The 3,614-nt window shown below is 73.3% G+C and carries 1 protein-coding gene; it reads left to right on the forward strand.

The features are described from left to right. Positions 1-3,614: SDR family NAD(P)-dependent oxidoreductase (locus AC0B61_RS37025; RefSeq protein WP_471746915.1), on the forward strand; the 3,614-nt coding region annotated here is incomplete at both ends.

Here is a 3,614-nt window from a genome sequence, read left to right on the forward strand (position 1 = left end):
ACCCCACCCAACTGGCACACCTACTACCACCACACCAAACCCCAACCCACCCCCCTCCCCACCTACCCCTTCCAACACACCCGCTACTGGCTCGATGGCCCTGACCAGCACGTCGTGACGGAGCATGGCGCGGACTCGGACTTCTGGCGCGCGGTCGAGCGGGAGGACCTCGACGCCCTGGCCGCCATGCTGTCCCTCGGTGACCAGGACCCCCAGCACGTCCTCGCGCCGGCGTTGTCGCTGATCTCCGACTGGCGCCGCAAGCGGACCGAGCGGGAGACGGTCGACGCGTGGCGCTACCAGATCGGGTGGCGGCCGCTGTCGCCGTCCGCCGGCGCCGCGGCGCTCGAGGCACGCGGGCTGGTGTTCCTCCCGGCCGACGCGTCCGACGACCCCCTGGTCGCCGCCATCGTCGAGGCACTGCCGATCGAGGCCGTACGGGTGCCGTGCGACGGCAGCGAGACGCGCGACTCGATGGCCGAACTGCTCGCCGAGCACAAGCCGCAGCACGTCGTGTCGCTGCTGGCGCTGGGCAGTCACCCGACCGCGGCGACGCTGGCACTCGTCCAGGCCTGCGCGGACGTCGACCTGGACGGTTCGCTGTGGTGCCTGACCTCCGGCGCGGTCTCCGTCGGACGTGCCGACCGGCTGCGGAACCCGGTCCAGGCGGCGGTGTGGGGGCTCGGCCAGGTGGCGGGTCTGGAGCATCCGCGCTGGTGGGGTGGTCTCATCGACCTCCCGGAACAGCTGGACGCCCGGACCTCGGCGCGACTCGGGGCGGTGCTGGCCGGGCAGTGGGACGAGGACCAGCTGGCCGTACGCCCCTCGGGGGTGTTCGCGCGGCGGTTGAACCGCGCCGCCGGTCAGACCGGCGAGCCGGCGTGGTCCACGGCCGGTGCGGCACTGGTCACCGGTGGCACCGGTGCGCTCGGCGGGCACGTCGCACGCTGGCTGGTCCGTTCCGGCGTACGTCACCTCGTGCTCACCAGCCGCCGTGGCAGCGAGGCCCCCGGCGCCCGGGAACTGCGAACGGAGCTGGAGGAGCTCGCTCCGGGCACCCGGGTGGACATCGAAGCCTGCGACGTCGCCGACCGGTCCGCTCTGGACCGTCTGCTGGACCGACTGCTGGACGGCGCGGACACGCCGATCACCGCCGTCTTCCACACCGCCGGCGTCGGTACCGACGCGGCGCTGCAGGACACGGACGCCACTGTCCTCGCGCAGGCATGGCGGGGCAAGGCCGAAGGCGCGCGGAACCTCGACGACGCGTTCTCCGATGTCGCGCTGGACGCGTTCGTGCTGTTCTCGTCGGGGGCGGGGATCTGGGGCGGCCGCGGTCAGGGCGCCTATGCCGCCGCCAACGCCTACCTGGACGCCCTGGCCCAGGCGCGTCGCGACCGCGGCCTGCAAGCCCTGTCCATCGCGTGGGGCACCTGGAGCGGCGGCGGCATGGCCGCCACCGGATCGGCCGAGGAATCGCTGCGCCGCACCGGCCTGCTGCCCATGGAGCCCGCACTCGCGGTCTCTGCGCTGGCCCGGGCGCTCGGCAGTGACGACACCAACGTGACCGTCGCGCCCATCGCCTGGGACACCTTCGCCCCGGTCCTGAGCGCGGCCCGGCGCCGTCCACTCATCAGCGACCTCGCCGAGGCCCGGGCAGCGCTGGACGGACCGGGCAGTAGCGCCCCGGAGGCCGGCGAGCACGTCTGGCGGGCACGTCTCGCCGCGGTCCCCGACGCCGACCGCACCAGCGTCCTGCTCGATCTCGTACGCGACGAGGTGGCCGCGACGCTCGGGCACCCGTCCCGCGATGCGGTCTCCGTACAGGCCGCCTTCCGCAGCATCGGGATCGATTCGTTGACCGCCGTGCAGTTGCGCAACCGGCTGCAGAGCGCGTTGGGGCTGACGCTGCCCGCCACGTTGGTGTTCGACTACCCGTCGCCCACCGCCCTGGCCGGCTACCTGAAGCGGGAGTTGCTGGGCGAGGACGGCCTGGCCGAGGCGCCCGGCGAGACCGTGCGAAGCGACGACGACCCGGTCGTGATCGTCTCGATGAGCTGCCGCCTCCCCGGCGCGGCCGAGTCGCCGGAAGCCCTGTGGGACCTGGTGGCGAGCGGCGGTGACGCGGTCTCCGAGTTCCCTGCCGACCGCGGCTGGGACCTCGACCGGCTCTACGACCCGGACCCGGACAAGCCGGGCACCTCGTACGCCCGGACCGGCACCTTCCTCGCGGACGCGGCGGGATTCGACGCCGGGCTGTTCGGGATTTCGCCGCGTGAGGCCCTGGCGATGGATCCGCAGCAGCGGTTGCTGCTGGAGACGTCGTGGGAGGCCTTCGAACGGGCGGGCATCGCGATCGACACCCTGGGGGGAAGCCGAACCGGTGTGTTCATCGGTTCGGCCACCTCGCACTACGCGGCCGGCGACGCCGGGCTGGGCTCGGAGGGCTACCTCCTCACCGGTACGGCAACGGCTGTGCTCTCGGGCCGCATCTCCTACGCGTTCGGGTTGGAAGGGCCCGCGGTCACCGTGGACACCGCGTGTTCGTCGTCACTGGTCGCGATGCACCTGGCGGCGCAGGCGCTGCGCAACGGGGAGTGCTCACTCGCGCTCGCCGCAGGTGCGACGGTGATGGCGACCCCGGCCGCGTTCGTGGAGTTCAGCCGGCAGCGGGGCCTCGCGGTCGACGGGCGGTGCAAGTCGTTCGCGGCGGCCGCGGACGGGACCGGTTGGGGCGAGGGCGTGGGTGTCCTCGTCCTGGAGCGCCTCTCCGACGCCCGGCGCAACGGGCACCCCGTCCTGGCGGTGATGCGCGGTTCGGCGGTGAACCAGGACGGCGCGTCCAACGGCCTGAGCGCGCCCAACGGGCCGTCGCAGCAGCGGGTGATCCGTCAGGCCCTCGCCAACGCGGGCCTCCAGCCCTCCGACGTCGACGCCGTCGAAGCCCACGGCACCGGGACGAAGCTCGGCGATCCCATCGAAGCCCAGGCGCTGCTCGCCACTTATGGGCAGGACCGTGAACAGCCCCTGTGGCTGGGCTCGGTGAAGTCCAACATCGGCCACACCCAGTCGGCGGCCGGCGCCGCGGGCGTCATCAAGATGGTGATGGCGATGCAGCACGGGGTGCTGCCCCGCACCCTGCACGTCGACGAGCCCTCCCCACACGTCGACTGGACCACCGGCGCCGTCTCCCTCCTCACCGAGGAACAACCCTGGCCCGATCACGACCGGCCCCGCCGGGCCGCGGTCTCCGCGTTCGGCGTCAGCGGCACCAACGCGCACGTGATCCTGGAGCAACCGCCCGTCGTCGAGGAGCCGGAGGAGCGTGCGGGCACCGTTCTGCCCGTCGTGCCGTGGCTGCTCTCCGGCAGGGACGAGCAGGCCGTTCGAGCGCAGGCCGCCCGCCTGGTCGACCACCTCGACGACGACGCCTCGGCGCTGGACGTCGGCTACGCGCTCGCCACCACCCGCAGTGCGCTCGAACACCGAGCGGCCATCGTCGCCACCGACCCCGCCGAACGCCGCCAAGCCCTCACCGCACTAGCCCGCGGCGGCACCCACCCCGCCCTCATCACCGGCCGCGCCGGCGACGGAACCCTCACCATGGTCTTCTC

The organism is Kitasatospora sp. NPDC023385 (genome assembly GCF_055664045.1).